A 19,097-nucleotide genomic window follows, 5' to 3' on the forward strand; every position below is an offset into this window, starting at 1 on the left:
TTCCTCTTTTAGGTTTTTCGTTGTGCCGAAATCACGCCTGGCACCTGCTGCAGCCGCAGCAGCAAGTGCTGCAACTGGTCAATATCGGTGAGCTCTACCGTAAACTGCATCAAGGCCACATGGTTGCGGCTCAGTGTGTTGGCCTTGGTGGTATTGATTTTTTCACGTGCAAACAACTCGCTGATGTCACGCAGCAAGCCCTGCCTGTCGTTGGCTTCCAGCACAATATCCACTTCTGATAAGCCTGATTGGCTGTTGCCCCATTGTGCCGCCAGCAACCGGTTTTGGCGAACCTCGGCCAGACGGCTAATAAAGGTGCAGGCCTGGCGGTGGATGGTGACGCTGTGGTTGCGTGTCAGGTAGCCAACGATGGGCTCGGGCGACACCGGTTTGCAGCATCTGGCCATGGTGGTTTGCACGTTGCCTATGCCTTCAATGGTGACGCCCGCATGGTTGACCTGCGAGGCGGTTGGACGTTTGACCAGTGGCGGTGCGGGTGCCGGTTCGGCAGGGGCGATTTCGCCCTGGATGGTAATGGCAATCTGGTGCTCGCTAATGTCACCGCGCCCAATCGCCGCCAGGCAGTCTTCCAGTTTCTGAAATTGCAATTTTTGTGCAATGCGCTCCAGCGGCAGGCTGCTGGCGCCAGCTCTATGCAATTCTTTATCTAGCTTGGCGCGGCCCTGTGCGACATTCTCGTCAAAGTGCTGGTATTTAAACCAGTGCCTGACCTTGGCGCGCGCACTCGGGCTTTGCAAAAAGCCCAATGATGCATTCAGCCAGTCGCGGCTAGGGGCGCCCTGTTTTGCGGTGAGAATCTCTACGCGTTGCCCGTTCTCCAGCCGTGTGTGCAGTGGCACGATTTGACCATTGATTTTGGCGCCCTTGGTTCTATGGCCGAGGTCGGTGTGCAAGGCATAGGCAAAATCAATCGGCGTGGCGCCATGCGGCAAATCAATCACCTTGCCTTGCGGGGTTAACACATACACTTTGTCCTGGAACAGTTCGCTATTAAATTGTTCCAGCAAATCGCCATGGTCGGCCACGTCGTCTTTCCAGGAAAGAATCTGGCGTAACCAGGCAATTTTTTCATCAAACCTGGCATCGGACTTGGCGCCTTCTTTGTAACGCCAGTGTGCCGCCACGCCCAACTCCGAATGCTGGTGCATTTCAAAGGTGCGGATTTGCACTTCCAGCGCCAGGCCGCGCGGGCCACTCACTGCCGTATGCAATGAACGGTAATTGTTGCTTTTCGGGCGTGCGATATAGTCGTCAAACTCACCCGGAATCGGCTGCCACAGATGATGCACCAGGCCGAGTGCGGTATAGCAGTCCTTGATATCATCGACCATAATGCGCACGGCACGCACGTCATACAGCTGGTTAAACTGCAAATGCTTGCTCTTCATTTTTTTGACGATGCTGGAGATATGCTTGGGCCGACCGCTGACTTCCGCCTTGACGCCCGCCAGCGTGAGTTCGTGTTGCAGTTGGGCGACCACGTCTGCAATATATTGTTCGCGATCCACGCGCCGCTCGTCCAGCATCTTCGCCACTTCTTTATACAACTGTGGCTCCAGGTAGCGCAGCGATAAATCTTCCAGCTCCCATTTCAATTGCCATACGCCCAGCCTGTTGGCCAGCGGGGCAAAAATACTCTGGTTCTCGCGGGCCACCTGCGCCTGTACCTCGGGACTGGCCCCAGCGAGGTGTCGCAGCAATTGCGTGCGTTCTGCCAGCTTGATCAGGACCACGCGGATATCCTGCACCATGGCCAGCAGCATTTTGCGCAGCGCTTCCAGCTGTTGTGCACGGTCATGCTGTGCGCTATCGACCTCACTCAAGGCCTGGATCTGTGACATCCGGGCGATGCCCTCGACCAAATTCACCACCGTTGGACCGAACTGGCTGGATAACTCAGCTGGCCAGTCGCTTAAGCAGTCAGGCGTTGCCTGTAAGATCGCAGCCACCAGGCTATCTGCATCCATATTCATCTCAGCCAGGATGGCGGCAGTTTCCAGCGCATGTTGCAGCAAGGGGCTGCTGTTTATGGCGCATTTTTCACGATATAGCGTGGCTGCCAGCTCACCTGCCTGGCGAATCTGCGCTAATTCATGCGGGCTAAAACGGGACGGTAAAGACGCAATCCATGCGGTGAGCGCCTGAGGATCGTTGGCAATAGGAGTGTGTGCGGGGCGACTGACTGAAACCATGAAGTATTATCGCCGCGATTGCGCATGAGCGTAAAGCTAAAACGCGCCATGACCATGGTCAGGGCGCGTGATCTGGATCAGCGGTTATGCAAACAGGCTGATACCCAACACTGCAGCCAGGGCAATACCAATCGCCAGCAGCAGGAAAATAAAGAAGAACACTTTTGAGATCGTGGCGGCACCAGACTCAATGCCCCTGAAACCCAGTAAACCAGCCACAAAAGAGATCACAAGAAACAGCAATGCATAATAAAGCATAGGTCTGACCTTTCGTTTTAGACAGGGAAGATGTTGGCATCTTAAAAGGCCAGGCAGGCTTGCCCTATCGGTGCTTCGCTAAATTGCTGGTCAGAATTTACCTACGGCCTCGCGTTTTACAAAGGTTAATCCTCTTCGCCTGTTCACCAAATGCGCTATATTGGCAGAGGTCAGATGTCATCTGCCCATTTAAATAAAAAGCATCCTCAATGAAGGGAGCGTGCCATGCGTTCGACCATCATCCCTGCCAGCGTTCGCCTGGCTTGCTCGCTCATGATGCTGCCATGTCTGTTGCCAGCGTTGGTGTTGGCCGCCAGTGACAGTGCCAAAGTGATACATGCACCGCTGCCTGGCAGCAAAGCCGCGGCCAAACCGGCAGTTGTTGCGCTCGTCAGCATGGATGAAGTGTTACCTGATTGCCAGCAGCAAGTCACGGTGACGACCGTGAAAACCGTGGCTTACAGCGAGAGTGGCATGACGCCGGAGAAAATTGGCGTTGACTGGCGGGGGCGTCAGCTCGATATTGCGACCAACGTCGGCGAGAACCCGGTGCTGTCGCTGGAGGAAATCCAGGCCGCGCACCAGTTTATCAAGATCGGCAAACGCTACCTGATTCATTTTCAGTCGTGTGGTGACGGTAGTGGCCAGCGTAGCCTGATTAATATGTACGCTGAACACATGACACCTGCGCGCCCCTCGCGCAAAATTAAAACCTAGTCACCTGTGCCGCGCAGGCCTGATGTGTTGCATTGCCAAGTTGCGCTTGGTTTTATGCGCCAGGCAGAAGCGCGGGTGAAGGTTATGCCAGTTTTTACTAACTCAAGCGCTTGTTATGGCGGATGATTGCAGCAACCATCTATGAACATATAACAGGGGATTTGACATGGGCAGTTTTAGTATTTGGCATTGGGTCATTGTGTTGGCAGTGGTGACCATGGTGTTTGGCACCAAGCGGTTGCGTAACCTGGGGGGCGATGTGGGTGGCGCGGTGAAAAGTTTTAAAGAAGCCATGAACGAGCAACCCGCTGCCATCGAGGATCAATCCAAGCATGTTTGAGGTCGGGTTTTCTGAAATCATCGTCATCGTCGTGGTGGCGTTGATTGTGATCGGCCCCGACAAACTGCCAAAGCTGGCCAGAACCTATGGCCTGCTTTATGGTAGGGCGCAACGCTATATCTCTGGCGTGAAGCAGGATATTGACCGCCAGGTGGCGCTGGATACCATGAAGAAAGCCACGGCAGATGCGCAGCAGAAGTTGTTGTCCATGCAATCTACCTTGATTGATGTGCATACAGAAATTGAGGATATGGTACTGCCACCAGCTGCTGCGAAACCGGCACCACCGGTGCCAGTTGCCGAGCCAGTCGCTTTAAAGTAAAACCAAGATGGAACACACCGATACCCTCAGCCATTTTTACGAGTTACGCACGCGTTTTATCCGCATCTTGCTTGGCCTGTTGCTGGCCGCATGCGTGACCGTGCCATTCGCCAATGAGTTGCATCAGTTTTTTGTGGCGCCTTTGCTGAGCCAGTTGCCAGCAGGGGGTAAGATGATTGCCACTTCTGTCACGTCTCCTTTCATGATTCCACTCAAGATTGCCTTGTATGTGGCATTTGTATTAAGCCTGCCGCACACTTTGTACCAACTGTGGAAATTTGTGCAGCCAGGGCTGTATCCAAAAGAAAAATTCATGAGCGTGCTGGGCGTATTGGCCAGTTTATCGCTCTTTATGCTGGGCGCCTGTTTTGCCTTTTATGTGGTAATCCCGGTGGTGTTCAAATTTATTATCGGCAGCGCACCGGCCGGGGTGGCAGTGATGACCGAGATCGGTAATTACCTGGATTTTCTCATTTCTATCACACTGGCGTTTGGGGTGTCTTTTCAAACGCCGATCATCGTGGTGGCGATTGCCTACATGGGACTGGTCGAATTACAGACTTTGAAAGAAAGCCGTGGCTATGTGATTGTCGGCGCATTTGTCGTGGGGGCGATCTTTACCCCGCCGGACATCATTTCGCAATGCATGCTGGCCATTCCGCTGTGGTTGTTATATGAGCTTGGCTTGCTGGTGGCGCGTGTATTAATTTACCGCCGCAATCGCGCAGAAATGGCGCTGCTGCCAAACCATTAAGAATGAAATGATGGATAGTGTAAAAAAGAGGCCTACTTCAGGCCTCTTGCTCTTTGCAGGGTGTCTATCGGGCATTCCCCAAACAGTTCACGGTAATAGCGCGAGAACAGGCTCATATGCCAGAAACCCCACTTGCTGGCCACGTGCGCAATGCTGGAAACATCTTTGGACGCATTGAGCAATTCAATGCGGATGCGTTGCAGGCGCACATTGCGCATATAGGTGACGGGAGTAATGCCCAGCACTCGGATAAACGCATGGTTCAGGGTTCTACGGCTGACTTTTAAAGCCTTGCACAGCTCTTCAATGGTGAGCGGGAAGCTCGGGTTGGTTAAGGTTGAGCTCCTGACGCGATTCACAATATAGCGCGGAATGCGGTGATCAAAGTGCGGATGCGTGTTTTCACTGGCATGGAACAGCGCATGCAGACAGGCCGACATCAGGTCCTCTTCAAAGCTTTCCCATTTTTGCCTGTTATCCAGCTGTTGCTCCTGCTCAGCGCCAAATTGCAAACCATATTGCAGTGCGCTGAGTAATAGCCTGGCGACATTCGCAGGCAGTAACTCTACCGGTTTGATCGCCCCCATCACTTGGCTGAAGTTCATCCAGTCTATTTTCTCTGCATAGGCTTCGAGTCGTTTGGCCGGGATGACTGCCACGGTGATTTCTGAAATGGTCGATGTCCTGAAGTACAGCTCGGCATTTTTATCCAGGGTGATCAGCGAGTTGACGCGCACCGGCAACAATCCCCAACTGGCTTCGCCTTCGACCACCGTGGTGAGGCCGATGACATAAGAGTCTTGCGGCGCACTGGCAATTTGGTCCACCGCCCGGTTCATGGTTTCAGTGAAGATTTGGATGCCGTTACAGCTCACACTGTTCACGGTGCCAGAAAACACACCTTTACTCAACTGCGTATAGTCCTGTGACCAAAACGGCAAAGCATCTGCCTGTTCCAGCACATCGCCGGTGTTGCGTTTGACTAGGTGAAAGTCAGGGCTGACCAGCTGGTCCAGCCCCAGTATCGTTTCTCTAAACCCCATTTTAATCGCTCCTGATATTCACCGCTTTAGAGAGTGCGGTTGGGATATCCATGAAAGTCCATTTATATAAATATTCGGACTAAATTCATTGTTTTTTATTATTTTTATTGCTTTTTAGGCCTTAAACACCCGGTTTTATTATTTTTTATGGCAGAAAAACTGCCTATGAATGCCACTTTAGAGTGGAAATCTCCAGATGGATAGCAATAAACGGCAAAACACGCAGGCTTTTTCTGCATTTTTCCGCAGCTTTGCCAATTCTTGCTACATCGCTTTCTGCATCGTCGCTATTGTCACATCGCTTCAAATTGAAATGAATCAACTGGCTGCTAGTGCCAGGCAGGGGGTAATCATGGGGGACCGCGGTGTTTGCATCATGACAAACAATGTTGCAAAACACCAGTCATGACAGGCGGTTTTACGCCTGAATTTCCTTGCCTTTCTTTCTAGCCTGGTTGATGCATCAACACTAAAAAATGAAAGAGCGATGAGAGAGGAAATCTATGCACGAGGAAAGAAAGCGCCTGTTTGGCGCATGGTTGTTATTTGCCCTGCTTGCCAGCCAGGCTCAGGCAGAGGAAGTAGGCCTTGATAAGGGCGTGCAGTCTGAGCCCGTTGGGTCTCCGCACCACATCAATGGCAATGTCGGCATCTATAGTGATTATCTGTTCAGGGGCATTTCGTATGGACGTGGCCGCGGTGCTTTCCAGGCGGCCATTGATTATTCACATGAGAGTGGCTGGTTTTTAGGGCTGGGGTATACCAATGTTAATAAAGATGCGATTTATGGCAATACCTATGAGGTCGACTTGTATGGCGGATTAAAAAAGACCTTTGCGAACGATGCCACCGTGACGGCTGGGTTTATCGAATATTACTACCCGCAAAACCGGCACTATGTGGGCCAGCATCCACATGTGGCAGAGGCCAATATCGCGGTGGATTACCATCAGTTCAATCTCAAATATTCACATTCACTCACAGACTGGTTTGGCGTCAATACGGTGTCTATGGGGCATGCCATGGTAGGCAATCACGAGATGGGTGAGGGCGGCTCCAAAGGCAGCCATTATGTCGAGGCCAGTTACACCACGCCATTAGCGAATACTGGCATCAACTGTGTGTTCCATGTCGGCCACCAGGTGGTGAAAAACTATTACATCGGCAATTACACCGATTACTCGGTGGGCCTCAATAAAGACTTCAGCATTGGCAGCTTGAAAGGCTGGAACGCCGGGATAAGTTATGTCGCCATTGACGCCAATGATGACTGGTACACGGCTGCAGATGGCTATAAAACCGCCCAAAACAAGTTCTTTGGCTATATCCGCCTGAGTATGTAGTCGCGGATTTTGCACCTGCCAGCTGGCTCGCCGGGCCAGCTGCTCCCGGTTTATAGCCCCTTCCAGATATCTCCAACATGTCCTTCACAAAGAAGGGGCTTTTTTTCAATAGTAAAAACTGGCATGACTTGGCCTTCATAAAACGTGCATAAAAGGGATATGCCGATTTTTGCTAAAGCCCGCTAATCAAGGCCGCTATATTCATGCTTCATTCAAAACAAAGCTTAGGCCAGCAGGCCAAGGAGGAAATATGAGTATGAACATGGGGGCAACTGCTATCAGCCGTTCGTCCCAACCTTACGCGGCCGAGACCTGTGTCCCTGATGCGTATCATTTTTCAAAAGCGCAATCGACTGGTACGCGCTTCATCATGATGCTGACCGCAGTTGCCAGCGGTGTGTTTGCTGGCCGCGTCATGCATAGCGCAATGTCGGTAGAGATGGCGCTTACTGGTTTGTTTGTGCTGTTGGCCTTTGTGGGCGGATTGCTGTCTACCTGGTCGCCTTGTGGCTATTCCAGCCTGAGTTTGCTCAGACCGGCTGGCCGTTATTCATTAGGCGCTGTCACCCGTTGGGCACCTACCTTCTTCACCCATGCCGTGGGGTATGCCATCGGTGCCGTTGTGTTGGGTGGTGCGCTCGGTGGCATCAGCTGGCTGCTGTTTGCCGAAGTGCCATTGCAGTATTCGGTGATCGGCCTGGCAACGCTGGCGATTGGTTACGGTTTGCACCAGTTTGGCTTTTTGAAAATGCCTTATCCGCAACGCCGTGCGCAAGTGCCGCATGACGCACGCTTCCGCTTTCGTTCATCCGTGATTGGTCTTTTGTATGGCTTTTCACTGGGCATGAACTATCTCACCTACGTGCAAACACCGATGCTGTACATCGTCACCGGTGTGGCTTTGCTTAGTGGTGGCGTCAAGGCAGGTATTGCCGTGATTGCCTTATTTAATATCGGCCGCTGTTTGCCAGTGGCAGTTAACTTCTTACCTGTTAAGGATCAGTCAGTTCAAGCCTGGTTGGCCCGTTGGCAGGAAAGTGCAGTTGAAGTTGATGGTTTCCTGTTATTGGCGATTGCTTCAGCAGCTTTAATGCTGGTGATGTTGTAAGCCAGTAGCAACACCAGACGCAATAGCAAGTTCTATCCATTTAAAAATATTAGGAGGATTTATGACAACATTCGATCATCCATCGATGATTCGTCAAGCCAAGCCGACAAGCTTGGCGGGGGGGCTGGTTTTGGCAGCACTCATGCTATCCAGCAGCCTGGCCATGGCGGATGCAACGCCTAACCAGCTCGGTTCAGAAATTACGGCCAAGTTGCAGGACGAGACTTCTATCGCGATTGCACCCGCAAGCGATTCCAAGCGCGTGTATGTGTTGGATCCAGGTAACTTTCATATGACCTCTACCGTGTATACGATAGATGGCAAATCCAGCAAATTACTGGGCATGACCGATGCCGGTAAATTGCCTAACGTCATGATGGCTTCAGATGGCAAGTTTTTGGCTATCGCTAACACCATGTACTCCCGCGTGGCGCGTGGCAAGCGTGATGACTACCTGGAATTGATCGACACCAAAACGCATCAACCTATCGCTGATATCGATATTCCTGAAGGTCGTTTTTTGACCGGTGTGTTTGAGCGTACGGCTGGCTTGAGTGTGGATGACAAGCACTTGTTGTTCCAGCAGTTCTCACCGTCACCAGGCGTAGGCTTGGTCGATCTGCAACAAAAGGCTTTCGTGAAAATCATGAACGTGCCTGACTGTTACCATATTTTCCCCACGGCCAATCAGAACTTCTTTATGCACTGTAGAGACGGTTCTTTGATGCAGTTCACCTATGACAGCAAGGGCAATACCAAGCAGAAACCCACCAAGGTATTCCATGCCGAGAAAGAGTATCTGCTGAATAACCCTTATTACTCAAACTCTAATAACCACCTGGCCTGGCCGACTTATGAAGGCAAGATTTTTCAGGCGAAATTATCTGAGAGCGGCGCCGAGTTCCTCAAGCCAATCGAAGTGTTCACCGACAAGGAAAAAGCCGACAAATGGCGTCCGGGTGGCTGGCAGACCATCGCCTTCCACAAAGCGCGTAACGAGCTCTATTTGCTAGCAGACCAACGTGAAAAATGGACACACAAATTGCCTAGCCGCTATGTGTTCGTGGTGGACGCGACCTCCGGCAAACGCCTGCGTCGTATCGAGTTGAAGCATGAAATCAACTCTATCGCCGTGAGCCAGGACGACAAGCCGTACTTGTACGCCGTGTCTGAAGAAGCGAAAACACTGTTCACATTTGATGCAGTGAACGGCAAGGCCTTATCCAGCATTGATGAGCTGGGCCGTGCACCTTCCATGATTTTCATTGCGGATAAGTGAGATCGATATGGACTCGATGGTAAATGATCCTACGGTAGCGATGTTTGCCTCGCTGTTCGTGGCGCTGGTCCTGGCCGCGGCAGCGATTCCAAAGCTGAGAAATCAGGATGAGTTCTTGGGCGTGGTCGCCAATTACAAACTGCTGCCAGGTTTTCTGGTGGCACCGTTTGCCAAATTGCTGCCATGGCTGGAACTGGGTTGTGCCGCTGCTTTGCTGGTGCCATCACTGCGTGTGGTGGCCGCCTGTGTGGCTGCCGCGCTGTTCATGCTGTTCTCTTTCGCCATTGCGGTGAATGTCGGCCGCGGCCGCACCCACATTGATTGTGGATGCGTACGCCGCCCAACCAGCATGAGCCGTATTGGCATGTTTCATGTGCTGAGAGCTTTGGCGCTGGCTGGCATGAGCTTGTATGTCGCTGCTGTGCCGTTGGAGATATCTGGCATCAGCATCGAATCAGCCCTGACTGCATTGGCTTCGGCAGTGATGTTGTCACTGATTTACATGGCGGCAGACCTGATGGTGGGCTTTCCAGCGACCAAACATAAATTAGAAATCTATAAAGGAAATTCAAATGACTAGTGGAATCTTGATTGCATCAAATGTGCTGTTGTGGGGAGCATTTTTGGCATTGGCAGCGTTAATGCTGGGCGTGATCCGTCAAATTGGTTTGTTACATGAACGTTCAGCACCGCTGGGCGCCATGATGATAGACCACGGCCCGGATGTCGGCGAACGTTCACCGATTTTCAACGTGAACACCTTCGACGGCGAGCCAGTGCTGGTTGGCCGCTCCATCACCCCGGGTCGTCCAAGCTTGCTGATGTTTACCGGCCCATCCTGCCCGATCTGCCAGAAACTGTTGCCTATCATTCGCTCAGTCGCAGCGATTGAAGAGACAGACGTGATTCTGATCAGTGATGGTACCCAGGCTGAGCATCGCCAGTTCCTTAAGGATCACCCGTTGGATGGCGAGTTGTATGTGGTTTCTGCCGAGATCGGCATGCGCTACCAGGTATCCAAAGTACCTTACGGCGTGCTGCTGGATCAAGACGGCAAAATCCTGGCTAAAGGCCTGTGCAATACCCGTGAGCATGTAGAAAGCCTGTTTGAGACCATTCGCGAAGGTCACTCAACCTTGCAGAACTACCTCAAGGATGAAAACACAGCCCCTAAATTTAAACAAGTGACCGCGAACAAAGTGCATTAACCGCCGGTTCACGTATTGATTACGGAGAGAGTAAACGAAATGAAAAAAGATACTGGGTTTGACTCAAAAATTGAGAAGTTGGCACGCACCACCGCCAGCAAAACCGGCCGCCGTGGTTTTATCGGCCGCCTGGGTGGCTTCCTGGTCGGTTCTGCCTTGTTACCCCTGTTGCCGGTAGACCGTCGCTCGCGCCTGGGTGGCGAAGTGCAGGCGGCTACCACGGGTAACCTGACCAGAAGCGGCTTCAAGCCACAAGACAAGGATCCTAAAGCCTGTGACTACTGGCGCCATTGTACGATTGACGGCAACCTGTGTGACTGCTGTGGCGGTACCTTGACCTCTTGCCCGCCAGGCAGCAGCCTGTCACCAAGTTCATGGGTGGCCAGTTGTTACAACCCGGGTGATCAGCAGACTTACCTGATTGCCTACCGTGACTGCTGTGGTAAACAGACTTGCGGCCGTTGTAACTGCGTCAACACGCAAGGTGAACTGCCAGTGTACCGTCCAGAGTTCAACAACGATATCGTCTGGTGCTTCGGTGCTGACAATGATGCAATGACTTACCACTGCACCATTTCACCTATCGTCGGTAAAGCAAGCTAACGCTTGTTGTTAAAGAAAAGTCAGTATGTTGTTTAGACATTTGGTTCTAATCATAAGCACGCTGATGGTGGCGAATGCTGCCTGGTCCGCAAATCTTCCTCCGAGGGAAAAGTTCAAGCGGCCAGACAGTATTCCGGCACCCCTGTCTAACCCCCTGACCCTGGAAAAAGCAACGCTGGGAAAAACCCTGTTTTTCGACCAGCGCCTTTCCAGGTCAGGTGGGATGGCTTGTGCCACTTGTCACTCCCCAGACCAGCGCTGGAGTGATGGCCGCACGTTGCCATTGCAGGCAGAAGGCGTCAGCAATGCCCGTCGCACGCCGACAGTATTAAACAGTGCCTGGTTAAGTGCACTCATGTGGGATGGCCGTGCCACTACCCTCGAAGCACAGGCCGTGTTACCGATTACCACGGCACACGAAATGAATTTTGACCTCGCCAGCCTGGTGGGGCGTTTACAGCAAATTGAGGGCTATCGCCCCTTGTTTACCCAGGCCTTTGGCGATGACAGTATTAGCCAGCAGCGGATCACGCAGGCGCTGGCCAGTTTCCAGCGTACGCTGGTGTCCAATATTGCCCCGTTTGACCGCTGGGTAGCAGGCGATGAAGAGGCTATCAGCGAATCCGCCAAGCGTGGCTTTGCTGTGTTTAACGATAAAAATAAAGCCAATTGTGTGGCTTGCCATAGCTCATGGCGGTTTACCGACGATAGCTTTCATGATATTGGCCTGCCGAGCAAAGATCTGGGCCGAGGCGCCAAAGTACCTGCGCAAGTGACCTTGATGCAGCATGCGTTTAAAACCCCCTCGTTGCGCGACCTGTCGATTGACGGGCCCTATATGCATGATGGCTCCATCCGTGGTCTGAAAACAGTGATCAAGCATTACAAAAGTGAGGCCATCCAGCGCGAGAGCCTTTCCAAGGATATGCAAAAGTTTGAACTGTCAGACCTGGAAGAAAGTGACCTGATTGCGTTTATCCAAAGCCTGGACGGTGGTGCCTTGAAAATTCAGGCACCGATGATGCCTGAATAGCAGTTGTTGAGTGGTCGTGAAGGTAGCAAAGTAGATGAAAACGTTTTTGCCTGGATTAATGAGCGCGTCGCGCAAACTGTCCGCCTGGATAGGCCTGTATGCCTTGCTGGTATTGCTGGCACTCTATCTCGCCAGCTGTAGCGCGGCGAGTCACGCGCCATTGAAACAGTCTGCTAGTGATCCTGCGCATAGTCATCGCATGACGCTGTCTGACCATGAGTTTGCACCTGTGGATTTTGAACCGCAACCGGGCGACACCATCACCATCCGCAACCGTTCGGATATTTCGCACAGCATTTATGTGACTTACCCGGACGGCACCATGGTGAATCTGGGGGTGCAAACGCCGGGTACGACGGTGCATTGGCAGGTGCCTGCCGATGCCAAAGGTGAGTTTGTGCTGCAATGCTGGATACATCCGATTATTCGCGCCAATCTGCTTATAAATGAAGCGAACACGTCGTCTTCAGCTGCAAAGTCTGCTTTGCCAAAATTCACGCGTCAGGAGATTCTCGATGGTCGACAAAACATCTGTAGCAGCAGAAATCGCCGAGCCTGAGCGGCGTAAAGTTTTTCGCAAGATGTTCCGCCAGTTAGGGGCGGCTACCGTCATTACCATGTTTGGTAAAGCGGTGCTCGATTCCAGTCCGGCGCGCGCGGCCAGCGTGCTCAGGCCGCCAGGCGCCTTGCCTGAGCCAGAGTTCAATGCCGCCTGTATCCGCTGTGGCTTGTGCGTAGAAGCTTGCCCCTATGATATTTTGCACCTGGCGAGCTGGAGTGACCCGGCGCCGACCGGTACGCCTTATTTTGTTGGCCGCACGGACCCTTGCCGCATGTGCCCGGATATCCCATGCGCGCGCGCCTGCCCGACAGGGGCGTTGAGCCCGCTGCTGACTGATATTAAAAAAGCCGATATGGGTGTGGCGGTATTGGTTGGGCATGAGACATGCCTCAATTACAAAGGCCTGACCTGCAGCATTTGCGTACGCGTCTGCCCCATTATTGGTGAGGCGATTTCGCTCAAGCCGATTAAAAACGAACGCGGCGTATTGCAGATTCCTACCGTCGATAGCAGCAAATGCACCGGCTGTGGCACCTGCGAAAAACACTGTGTGCTGTCAGAAGCGGCTATCCGCGTGTTGCCGCGCGAGTTGGGCTTAGGTGTTGAAGGCGCGCAATCGGTAGGTCGCTGGTAAGGCTATGCGAAGCCTGCAAGCCACGTTTTACCGCAATCGCTGGCTGTTCAGCCGACGTATCGTCCAGTGTCTGATTATTGCCGCTTTTGCTATCGAGCTGCCTGCAGGCGGTTATTTTGCGCAAGGCAATCTGTCTTCCAGTGTCTGGTTTGGCATAGGCCTCACTGACCCTTACATCTGGCTGCAATCGTTGTTTGCCGGGGCGCCGTTGGGCAAGGCCGCCCTGATTGGTGTGGTCATTGTGGCCGGGTTTTACCTGTTGTTGGGCGGCCGTATTTATTGCAGCTGGGTGTGCCCGATTAATCTGGTGACTGACCTTTCTTATTGGCTGCGGCAAAAGCTCAATATCAAAAGCAATTACACCTTGTCGAAGAACCTGCGGGTGGCGATTTTAGTGTTATCGCTACTGCTGTCGTTGCTTTCCGGCACCCTGGCCTGGGAGACGATTAACCCAATCACCTTGTTCCAGCGTGAACTGATGTGGGGTTCCGTCGCCGGTGCCACCGTGTTGGCCAGTATTTTCCTGTTCGATATTTTTGTCACGCGGCGTGGCTGGTGCAGCCATATTTGCCCGGTAGGTGCGTTTTACTCCGAGTTGGGGCGGGTTGGCCGTTTACGCATCAAAGCCACGCAGGCTGGCGCGTGTCACGGCTGTGCCGAATGTATCAAAGTCTGCCCTGAGCCGCATGTGCTGGCACCAGTGGTTTCTAAAAAAGCAGCGTATGTCACGCATGGCGATTGCACCCGCTGCGGGGCTTGCCTGGATCAGTGTTCCACCGGCGCACTCGCCATGAGCCTGAGTTTTAAAAAACCAAGTGCCTTTAAAGGCATCCCCGTCGTCAGCAGTGACTAACAGCCCGTTTCAGGCGCATGACAAGGCTGTTAGGTGATGCCGATTTTTGCCATCAAACACTCACGTTGACTATTAGAATTCTCTTACCAAATACACTGGATTTCATGATGAACACTCAATCAAAATATGCATGGTTACCCATGTCTAGCCTGACCAGCTTGCTGTTTATTGCCGCGCTGGGTTTGACCTCACAAGCCGCATGGGCGGATGGCGCAGCACTGGCCGACAAAGGTGGCTGTCTGGCTTGTCATAACGTCGATAGCCGCAAGGTCGGCCCGGCATTTAAGGATGTGTCTGCCAAATATAAAGGCCAGGATGTGCAAGCAACACTAATCGAAAAGATTAAAACCGGCGGCCGCGGTAACTGGGGTGTGTTGCCTATGCCGCCCAATGCGGGCAAGTTGAGCGATGACGAATTCAAAGAAGTGGTGCAGTGGATTACTTCTTTATAAGAAAATGGTTGATCTCCATCCTGACGGGGCTTTTGCCCCGTTTTTTTATGCCTGTGGCTGACGCGAGTCTGTTTTTCAGCCAATAAACCATGATTTTTAGCTAAGAAGCGTTAATTTTTTTGTTTGTATGACGTTATTTTTGATATTGAATACCGAACAATATATAGGCGCAAAAAATGTTGAATGATGAACAGCGACGATTGGAAAAACTCTACGCGTTAGGGTTGCTCGACTCTGAGCCTGAAGATTTTTTCGACACCATTACCCGCGTTGCCTCAACGATTCTTGAGACGTCGATCTCCCTGATTTCACTGGTGGATGAACATCGGCAATGGTTTAAATCCAAGCATGGGCTTGAGGTGTCAGAAACCGCGCGCGACATTTCTTTTTGCACGCATGCCGTTGAAAGCGGTGAGCAGCTAATAGTAGAAAACGCGCTGACTGACGAACGCTTTGCCAATAATCCACTGGTATTGAATGCGCCCAATATCCGTTTTTATGCCGGGATCCCGATCAAAAGCCTGGAAGGTTATGCACTCGGCACACTATGCGTGATTGATGAAAAGCCCAAAAAACTCACTGACAGGGAGTTGGCGGCACTGAATGACCTGGCGCATCTTGCCACACGGGAACTGCAGTTCCGTGAGCGCATGCTGGAAGCTAAGCAATCGATTCAAAGCTCCGAAAGCAAGTTTAAAACCCTGTTTGAAAATGCGGCCATCGGCATTGCCATGGTCAAGCCAAACGGCAGCTGGCTAGAAGTGAACGAAGAGTTGTGCCGCATTGTTGGTTATTCCAGGGCGGATTTATTGACGCTGACGTTTCAGGATATTACCTTGCCTGAGGATTTAAACACCGATTTAAACCTGCTGGATCAATTAGTCGCTGGCAAGTTAGACCGCTATCAGCTCGAAAAAAGATATATTAAACAAGACGGCACCGTGGTTTGGGTGGAGCTGACCGTGACCAAGCAACTCACCGCTACAGGTGGGCTGGATTACTTTGTGGCGATTGTTAAAGATATTCAAAGCGCCAAAGAGACAGAAATCGCGCTGACATTGCTGCGTAAAACGCTGGAGGATAAAGTGAGCCAGCGTACCGAAGAGCTCAAGCAGGCAAACAAGGCCATGCTGGCAGCCTATCAGGAAAAAACGGCTTCGGAACAGTTGTTGCAAAACGCAGAGCTAGAGCTGCGCACCATTCTGGATAATGCCAACGATGCTTATGTATGCATGGATGCTGACGGTATCGTCAAAGCCTGGAACAAGCAGGCTGAGCGTATTTTTGGCTGGGGCGATGAAGAGGCGATCGGCCGCAAGCTGGATAAACTGATTATCCCGAATGAGTTGCAGCAGGCGCATCGGGCTGGCATGCGGCGGTTCGCACTGGAAAAGAAATCTGACATGATGGGCAAGCGCATAGAGCTGGAGGCGATCAGGAAGGATGGCGTGCGTATCCCGATTGAGCTGCAAGTGAACGTGCTGGAGATCAATGAGCAAATCCTGTTCACCTCGTTTTTGCGCGATATTACCGACAGAAAACAACTCGAAAGCCTACTGAAAAACGAAGCCCGCAATGACCCGTTAACCGGCCTGCCTAACCGACGCAAACTGGAGGAGATTTTGCCGATTGCCGTGCAGCGTGCCAAAGCCAATCAAACCACGCTGTCTATTTTGTTTGTTGACCTGGATGGTTTCAAAGGGGTGAATGATACCTATGGCCACAATGTGGGCGACATGCTGTTGCGCGAAGTGGCCAACAGGATAGACAAGTCCACGCGCCAGTCTGACATGGTTGCCCGTTATGCCGGTGATGAGTTCATCATTGTGCTGGAGGGGGTAGGCCAGGTTGCCGACGCGAACAGGATTGCAGAAAAAGTGCTGCGTGCGATTTCTGAGCCGTTTCATTTTAATCAGATCACCTTAAACATCACCGTCAGCATCGGCATTGCCTATTATACGAGTGAACACTCACCGGAGACGCAACCCAACGAGCTGATCCGACAAGCGGACAAAGCCATGTATACCGCCAAAAAGAACGGCAAGAATGGCGTATTTATGGTGGAGACAACGTAATCTGTGCTTGGCTGTTGTTTAGTGATACATATCTCGTCAGACCTCTAACTATTAATTGTTATTAATGGTTAATTATTGAGTGTATTGTGTTAGCATTTAATCCGTTGATCACAATGGAGATGCGCGATGGAAGAAGCCATTTATTTCAGCCATCAGGGCGTGAGCGTCAGCAATAGTCGCTTTATTGTTAACGGTAAAACCATTGCCATACATAATGTCACCACAATAGAGCGCAGAGTGCTCAAACCGCAGCTAGGCTTTGCCCGTGTGTGTATTTTGGGCGGGCTGGCGCTGTTGTTTGGCAGTGGCAGTTTGCCGCTGATTGGGGTGTTTTCCATCATCTATGGCGGCGTGCTGTGGTTCCTGGCGTCCCCCAGATATTCCATTGTGATTCATACGCCAGCAGGCGAACATCAGGCTCTCATCAGCGAAAGCAGCCTGGATGCAGAGAATGTGCTGACGGCTTTGAATGTGGCGATTGCTTTACGAGGTGATAGCAGGTAAGCGCATGTGCCTGTTTGCAGTGGTTGAATGGCTGCGACCGCCATTCAACCATGCACTCCAGCTTGTGTCGGTTCCCCTTTTTTTACCTCAAAAGCTTTCTCTCTAGCTCTTTCAGTCGCGCTTCCAAGTCTGCAATTTTTTGATCACGCTCCTGAATTGCTGGTAGTACATCCTCCACTTTAACCAGCCTCGGGATATGTTTAGGGCAATTTGCATCCCAGGCCTTGATCGTAAACACAATCACACGTTCTACCCTGGCAGCATAATCCGGCGAAGAAACACGTGCAATTAAGTCCTGGTCGCCCGTCACAATCTTGGCTTCACCCCAGATTTTGACACGCTGCGCATGGGCATAATCCATCAAAAACAACTGCGCTTTCGGGTTTTCATCCAGGTTGCCCGCGGTGATGTATTGCTTGTTACCCGCATAATCGGCAAAGGCCAGCGTTTGCTCGTCGAGCACATGCAAAAACCCCTGCGGGCCGCCGCGGTGTTGCATATAAGGCTGGCCCTGGGCATTGGCTGTGGCCATATACATGCTGGTCTGTTCGGCAATAAACTCGGCCAGGACAGGTGTCACGCGAGATTCCCAGCCACGTGTGCTCTCGAATTTCGCATAACCTGCTCTTGAGCCATATGCTTCCTGCCTGGCTTTGACTGCAGGGGTGAACACGATGTCGCTAGGGGATACTAAGGTTGAGGCTAAATGAACAGTCATGATTTTCTCCTTGCGCTGTTTACTCATGGCGCTGTTTACTCATGGCCAAATTTTAGTCAATAATGCAGAGGAGAAAATCAGGGCTAGCCGCAATACATTATTTCGCCAGGAGAATGTAATGGGAGAAAGACCATCGACCAGTTTCACTTAATGAGGGTATTTGCGAGTGTTGCCGAAGAGGGCGGGTTTGCCGCTGCCTCACGCAAACTGGATATTTCCCCGGCCGCAGTGACGCGTGCGATTGTGGCGCTGGAAGAACAATTAGGCGCCAGGTTATTACAAAGAACGACACGTAATGTGCGTTTCACCGATGCGGGCCGCCAGTATTACGACAATGTGCGGGCTATTTTGGCCAGTATTGCAGAGGCCAATGAAGCGGTCGCAGACAGTAACGCCTCACCACGCGGCACGCTTTCCATCACCGCGCCAGTGATGTTCGGGCGTCTGTTTGTCATGCCCTGCATGATTGATTACATGCAACGTTATCCGCAGGTCAAAATGATTGCGCATTTAGTCGACCGCGTCACCAATCTTGTAGATGAAGGCATGGATGTGGCCATCCGTATCGGGCACTTGCCTGACTCCGGGTTGCGGGCCATTAAAGTAGGGCAGGTCAGACGCGTGCTATGCGCATCGCCGGCTTATCTCGAAAAATTTGGTACGCCGCAATTGCCTGCTGACTTGTCCAAGCATGCCATTATCGCCTCAAGTGCCGTTTCACCGCATACCGAATGGCGCTTTCAATCCGATGGCGAACCTTTATTGGTCAAGATGGATCCGCGCCTGACTGTCACCAGCAATGATGCGGCTTTAGCTGCTGCCACAGGTGGGCTAGGCATCGCGCGCCTGCTGTCATATCAAATATGGAACGAGGTAGATCGGGATGCCTTGCGACTGATCCTTGAGCCATTTGAAGAAGCGCCATGGCCCGTGCATGTGGTGCACCGGGAAGACAAATTAGGTTCTTCCAAAGTCCGTCGTTTTATCGATGAGATGGTGGAGTATTTACGTCTTCAGCCAACTTTAAATCCCAAATGATATTACGCCCAGCGAAACAATCCATTTCTCTCTGGGTCGT

General features: G+C 51.9%; 23 protein-coding genes. 19 read left to right on the top strand and 4 right to left on the bottom strand.

From position 1 onward, the window contains the following. Positions 1-8: 8 nt before the first annotated feature. Together INP78_RS07285 and INP78_RS07290 are read right to left on the bottom strand one after the other, a co-directional pair. The gene (locus tag INP78_RS07285) at positions 9-2,213 is read right to left on the bottom strand and encodes a bifunctional (p)ppGpp synthetase/guanosine-3',5'-bis(diphosphate) 3'-pyrophosphohydrolase (RefSeq protein WP_194741510.1); all 2,205 of its coding nucleotides are present in this window, start codon (positions 2,211-2,213) and stop codon (positions 9-11) included. Between the two features lie 84 nt (positions 2,214-2,297). Then, complete coding sequence (locus INP78_RS07290; protein ID WP_194741511.1) at positions 2,298-2,471, bottom strand: DUF1328 domain-containing protein; 174 nt, start codon at positions 2,469-2,471, stop codon at positions 2,298-2,300. A 225-nt stretch (positions 2,472-2,696) separates the two neighbouring features. Here INP78_RS07290 and INP78_RS07295 point away from each other — a divergent pair, with 225 nt between their 5' ends. From INP78_RS07295 to tatC, 4 genes are all read left to right on the top strand, one after another. Further along, positions 2,697-3,188 (top strand): hypothetical protein, encoded by a 492-nt coding sequence (locus INP78_RS07295; RefSeq protein WP_194741512.1) that lies wholly within the window; start codon positions 2,697-2,699, stop codon positions 3,186-3,188. 166 nt (positions 3,189-3,354) lie between these two features. After that, positions 3,355-3,528 (top strand): Sec-independent protein translocase subunit TatA, encoded by a 174-nt coding sequence (gene tatA / locus INP78_RS07300; RefSeq protein WP_047516589.1) that lies wholly within the window; start codon positions 3,355-3,357, stop codon positions 3,526-3,528. Continuing rightward, a complete protein-coding gene (tatB, locus tag INP78_RS07305; protein WP_194741513.1) occupies positions 3,521-3,850 on the top strand; it encodes a Sec-independent protein translocase protein TatB in 330 nt (109 codons plus the stop codon). Before tatA ends, tatB begins: the two co-directional genes overlap by 8 nt. A gap of 7 nt (positions 3,851-3,857) precedes the next feature. Continuing rightward, the gene (tatC, locus tag INP78_RS07310; RefSeq protein ID WP_194741514.1) at positions 3,858-4,604 is read left to right on the top strand and encodes a twin-arginine translocase subunit TatC; all 747 of its coding nucleotides are present in this window, start codon (positions 3,858-3,860) and stop codon (positions 4,602-4,604) included. Between the two features lie 32 nt (positions 4,605-4,636). On the opposite strand, the gene INP78_RS07315 is transcribed toward tatC, so the two are convergent. Then, on the bottom strand, positions 4,637-5,647 hold the full coding sequence (locus INP78_RS07315) for a helix-turn-helix domain-containing protein (protein ID WP_194741515.1): 1,011 nt from the start codon (positions 5,645-5,647) through the stop codon (positions 4,637-4,639). A gap of 196 nt (positions 5,648-5,843) precedes the next feature. Between INP78_RS07315 and INP78_RS07320 the strand changes: the two genes are divergently transcribed. From INP78_RS07320 to INP78_RS07390, 14 genes are all read left to right on the top strand, one after another. After that, entirely contained in the window at positions 5,844-6,056 is a 213-nt protein-coding gene (locus INP78_RS07320; protein ID WP_194741516.1) for a hypothetical protein, read from the top strand. Positions 6,057-6,150: 94 nt separating this feature from the next. Then, positions 6,151-6,990, top strand: coding sequence for a TorF family putative porin (locus INP78_RS07325; RefSeq protein WP_194741517.1), 840 nt, complete (start codon positions 6,151-6,153; stop codon positions 6,988-6,990). A 250-nt stretch (positions 6,991-7,240) separates the two neighbouring features. Further along, positions 7,241-8,098, top strand: coding sequence for a methylamine utilization protein MauF (locus tag INP78_RS07330; RefSeq protein ID WP_228522727.1), 858 nt, complete (start codon positions 7,241-7,243; stop codon positions 8,096-8,098). A 61-nt stretch (positions 8,099-8,159) separates the two neighbouring features. Beyond that, complete coding sequence (gene mauB / locus INP78_RS07335; protein ID WP_228522728.1) at positions 8,160-9,377, top strand: methylamine dehydrogenase (amicyanin) large subunit; 1,218 nt, start codon at positions 8,160-8,162, stop codon at positions 9,375-9,377. Between the two features lie 7 nt (positions 9,378-9,384). Then, entirely contained in the window at positions 9,385-9,957 is a 573-nt protein-coding gene (locus tag INP78_RS07340; RefSeq protein WP_194741518.1) for a MauE/DoxX family redox-associated membrane protein, read from the top strand. After that, complete coding sequence (gene mauD / locus INP78_RS07345; protein ID WP_194741519.1) at positions 9,950-10,585, top strand: methylamine dehydrogenase accessory protein MauD; 636 nt, start codon at positions 9,950-9,952, stop codon at positions 10,583-10,585. Before INP78_RS07340 ends, mauD begins: the two co-directional genes overlap by 8 nt. Before the next feature lie 39 nt (positions 10,586-10,624). Then, complete coding sequence (gene mauA / locus INP78_RS07350) at positions 10,625-11,188, top strand: methylamine dehydrogenase (amicyanin) small subunit (protein WP_194741520.1); 564 nt, start codon at positions 10,625-10,627, stop codon at positions 11,186-11,188. Between the two features lie 25 nt (positions 11,189-11,213). Further along, complete coding sequence (mauG, locus tag INP78_RS07355; protein ID WP_228522729.1) at positions 11,214-12,221, top strand: tryptophan tryptophylquinone biosynthesis enzyme MauG; 1,008 nt, start codon at positions 11,214-11,216, stop codon at positions 12,219-12,221. 34 nt (positions 12,222-12,255) lie between these two features. After that, positions 12,256-12,780 carry a methylamine utilization protein gene (locus INP78_RS07360; protein WP_228522730.1) on the top strand — a complete coding sequence of 175 codons (525 nt, stop codon included), beginning with the start codon at positions 12,256-12,258 and terminating at the stop codon, positions 12,778-12,780. After that, a complete protein-coding gene (gene napG, locus INP78_RS07365) occupies positions 12,737-13,417 on the top strand; it encodes a ferredoxin-type protein NapG (RefSeq protein WP_194741521.1) in 681 nt (226 codons plus the stop codon). The genes INP78_RS07360 and napG overlap by 44 nt, the downstream gene beginning before the upstream one ends. Positions 13,418-13,421: 4 nt before the next feature. Next, on the top strand, positions 13,422-14,270 hold the full coding sequence (napH, locus tag INP78_RS07370; RefSeq protein ID WP_194741522.1) for a quinol dehydrogenase ferredoxin subunit NapH: 849 nt from the start codon (positions 13,422-13,424) through the stop codon (positions 14,268-14,270). 107 nt (positions 14,271-14,377) lie between these two features. Beyond that, positions 14,378-14,722, top strand: a complete 345-nt coding sequence (locus tag INP78_RS07375; protein ID WP_228522731.1) for a c-type cytochrome — start codon at positions 14,378-14,380, stop codon at positions 14,720-14,722. A gap of 176 nt (positions 14,723-14,898) precedes the next feature. Continuing rightward, positions 14,899-16,797 (top strand): PAS domain S-box protein, encoded by a 1,899-nt coding sequence (locus tag INP78_RS14540; RefSeq protein ID WP_228522732.1) that lies wholly within the window; start codon positions 14,899-14,901, stop codon positions 16,795-16,797. Between the two features lie 126 nt (positions 16,798-16,923). Then, positions 16,924-17,301 (top strand): DUF6232 family protein, encoded by a 378-nt coding sequence (locus tag INP78_RS07390; RefSeq protein WP_194741524.1) that lies wholly within the window; start codon positions 16,924-16,926, stop codon positions 17,299-17,301. An 82-nt stretch (positions 17,302-17,383) separates the two neighbouring features. On the opposite strand, the gene INP78_RS07395 is transcribed toward INP78_RS07390, so the two are convergent. Further along, complete coding sequence (locus tag INP78_RS07395) at positions 17,384-18,019, bottom strand: pyridoxamine 5'-phosphate oxidase family protein (RefSeq protein ID WP_194741525.1); 636 nt, start codon at positions 18,017-18,019, stop codon at positions 17,384-17,386. 150 nt (positions 18,020-18,169) lie between these two features. Between INP78_RS07395 and INP78_RS07400 the strand changes: the two genes are divergently transcribed. Further along, positions 18,170-19,057 carry a LysR family transcriptional regulator gene (locus tag INP78_RS07400; protein WP_228522733.1) on the top strand — a complete coding sequence of 296 codons (888 nt, stop codon included), beginning with the start codon at positions 18,170-18,172 and terminating at the stop codon, positions 19,055-19,057. The last annotated feature ends 40 nt before the right edge of the window (positions 19,058-19,097 follow it).

This window comes from Methylophilus sp. 14 (genome assembly GCF_015354345.1).
Classification (GTDB): Bacteria; Pseudomonadota; Gammaproteobacteria; order Burkholderiales; family Methylophilaceae; genus Methylophilus.

Excerpts from the sequence above, each read along its gene's own strand:
- INP78_RS07285 (WP_194741510.1), bottom strand. The coding sequence starts at position 2,213 with ATGGTTTCAGTCAGTCGCCCCGCACACACTCCTATTGCCAACGATCCT.
- INP78_RS07290 (WP_194741511.1), bottom strand. The coding sequence starts at position 2,471 with ATGCTTTATTATGCATTGCTGTTTCTTGTGATCTCTTTTGTGGCTGGT.
- INP78_RS07295 (WP_194741512.1), top strand. The coding sequence starts at position 2,697 with ATGCGTTCGACCATCATCCCTGCCAGCGTTCGCCTGGCTTGCTCGCTC.
- tatA (WP_047516589.1), top strand. The coding sequence starts at position 3,355 with ATGGGCAGTTTTAGTATTTGGCATTGGGTCATTGTGTTGGCAGTGGTG.
- tatB (WP_194741513.1), top strand. The coding sequence starts at position 3,521 with ATGTTTGAGGTCGGGTTTTCTGAAATCATCGTCATCGTCGTGGTGGCG.
- tatC (WP_194741514.1), top strand. The coding sequence starts at position 3,858 with ATGGAACACACCGATACCCTCAGCCATTTTTACGAGTTACGCACGCGT.
- INP78_RS07315 (WP_194741515.1), bottom strand. The coding sequence starts at position 5,647 with ATGGGGTTTAGAGAAACGATACTGGGGCTGGACCAGCTGGTCAGCCCT.
- INP78_RS07320 (WP_194741516.1), top strand. The coding sequence starts at position 5,844 with ATGGATAGCAATAAACGGCAAAACACGCAGGCTTTTTCTGCATTTTTC.
- INP78_RS07325 (WP_194741517.1), top strand. The coding sequence starts at position 6,151 with ATGCACGAGGAAAGAAAGCGCCTGTTTGGCGCATGGTTGTTATTTGCC.
- INP78_RS07330 (WP_228522727.1), top strand. The coding sequence starts at position 7,241 with ATGAGTATGAACATGGGGGCAACTGCTATCAGCCGTTCGTCCCAACCT.
- mauB (WP_228522728.1), top strand. The coding sequence starts at position 8,160 with ATGACAACATTCGATCATCCATCGATGATTCGTCAAGCCAAGCCGACA.
- INP78_RS07340 (WP_194741518.1), top strand. The coding sequence starts at position 9,385 with ATGGACTCGATGGTAAATGATCCTACGGTAGCGATGTTTGCCTCGCTG.
- mauD (WP_194741519.1), top strand. The coding sequence starts at position 9,950 with ATGACTAGTGGAATCTTGATTGCATCAAATGTGCTGTTGTGGGGAGCA.
- mauA (WP_194741520.1), top strand. The coding sequence starts at position 10,625 with ATGAAAAAAGATACTGGGTTTGACTCAAAAATTGAGAAGTTGGCACGC.
- mauG (WP_228522729.1), top strand. The coding sequence starts at position 11,214 with ATGTTGTTTAGACATTTGGTTCTAATCATAAGCACGCTGATGGTGGCG.
- INP78_RS07360 (WP_228522730.1), top strand. The coding sequence starts at position 12,256 with ATGAAAACGTTTTTGCCTGGATTAATGAGCGCGTCGCGCAAACTGTCC.
- napG (WP_194741521.1), top strand. The coding sequence starts at position 12,737 with ATGGTCGACAAAACATCTGTAGCAGCAGAAATCGCCGAGCCTGAGCGG.
- napH (WP_194741522.1), top strand. The coding sequence starts at position 13,422 with ATGCGAAGCCTGCAAGCCACGTTTTACCGCAATCGCTGGCTGTTCAGC.
- INP78_RS07375 (WP_228522731.1), top strand. The coding sequence starts at position 14,378 with ATGAACACTCAATCAAAATATGCATGGTTACCCATGTCTAGCCTGACC.
- INP78_RS14540 (WP_228522732.1), top strand. The coding sequence starts at position 14,899 with ATGTTGAATGATGAACAGCGACGATTGGAAAAACTCTACGCGTTAGGG.
- INP78_RS07390 (WP_194741524.1), top strand. The coding sequence starts at position 16,924 with ATGGAAGAAGCCATTTATTTCAGCCATCAGGGCGTGAGCGTCAGCAAT.
- INP78_RS07395 (WP_194741525.1), bottom strand. The coding sequence starts at position 18,019 with ATGACTGTTCATTTAGCCTCAACCTTAGTATCCCCTAGCGACATCGTG.
- INP78_RS07400 (WP_228522733.1), top strand. The coding sequence starts at position 18,170 with ATGAGGGTATTTGCGAGTGTTGCCGAAGAGGGCGGGTTTGCCGCTGCC.